The following is a 1,353-nucleotide window of genomic DNA, read 5'->3' as shown; positions in this document are numbered from 1 at the left end:
GCTAGAAAACAGTGTCGAGATCGCTAAGCGTTGTAACGTGACCGTTCGTTTGGGTGAATACTTCTTGCCAGCCTTCCCAACAGAAGGGATGGAAGAAACTGAATTCTTGGTCATGAAGTCGCGAGAAGGTTTGGAAGAGCGTCTAGAGTTCCTATTCCCTAATGAAGAAGAACGCAAAAAGCGCCGTCCAGAATACGACGAGCGTTTACAAATCGAACTCGACGTAATCAACCAAATGGGGTTCCCAGGCTACTTCTTGATCGTAATGGAGTTCATCCAGTGGTCGAAAGACAACGCGATTCCAGTCGGTCCTGGTCGTGGTTCGGGTGCCGGTTCTTTGGTGGCCTACGCGCTGAAAATCACCGATCTTGATCCGCTTGAATATGACTTGCTCTTCGAACGTTTCTTGAACCCAGAACGTGTATCCATGCCCGATTTCGACGTCGACTTTTGTATGGATAAGCGTGACCAAGTGATTGATCACGTTGCCGAAATGTACGGTCGCGATGCCGTATCTCAGATCATCACATTCGGTACGATGGCGGCGAAAGCGGTAATCCGTGACGTTGGTCGTGTTCTTGGTCACCCATTTGGTTTCGTTGACCGTATTTCGAAACTGGTTCCGCCAGATCCGGGTATGACGCTAGAAAAAGCGTTTAAAGCCGAGCCTGCTCTGCCTGAGCTTTATGAGGCCGATGAGGAAGTTAAAGAACTCATCGATATGTGTCGCCTATTAGAAGGTTGTACACGTAACGCCGGTAAGCACGCGGGTGGTGTTGTAATTTCACCAACCACGATTACAGACTTTGCGCCAATTTATGCGGATGCGGAAGGGCATTTCCCCGTAACTCAGTTTGATAAGAACGACGTAGAAACTGCTGGTCTGGTTAAGTTTGACTTCTTGGGCCTACGTACTCTAACCATTATCGACTGGGCATTAGGGTTGATTAACCCGCGCTTGGAGAAGGAAGGTAAACCTCCTGTTCGTATCGAGTCGATACCTTTGGAAGATCCGGCTTCGTTTCGTTTACTCCAAAACTCAGAGACCACTGCGGTATTCCAGCTTGAATCGCGTGGTATGAAAGAGCTGATCAAACGACTTCAGCCTGACTGTTTTGAAGACATCATCGCATTGGTGGCCTTGTTCCGTCCGGGTCCGTTGCAATCGGGCATGGTAGATAACTTTATCGACCGTAAACATGGCCGAGAAGCGATCTCTTACCCCGATGAAAAGTGGCAACACGAGTCACTAAAAGAAATCCTCGATCCGACGTACGGCATCATTCTGTATCAAGAACAGGTAATGCAGATTGCGCAGGTTTTGTCTGGCTACACCCTTGGTGGTGCGGACAT

Annotated in this window: 1 protein-coding gene; it reads left to right on the top strand. The window is 48.8% G+C overall.

Annotated features, from left to right (window positions below; translation table 11 throughout):
- Window positions 1–1,353: DNA polymerase III subunit alpha (gene dnaE, locus R7P67_RS24510; RefSeq protein ID WP_318086274.1), on the top strand; the 1,353-nt coding region annotated here is incomplete at both ends.

It is taken from the genome of Vibrio sp. Vb0937 (genome assembly GCF_033338855.1).
This window is presented reverse-complemented; position numbering and strand designations above follow the sequence as displayed.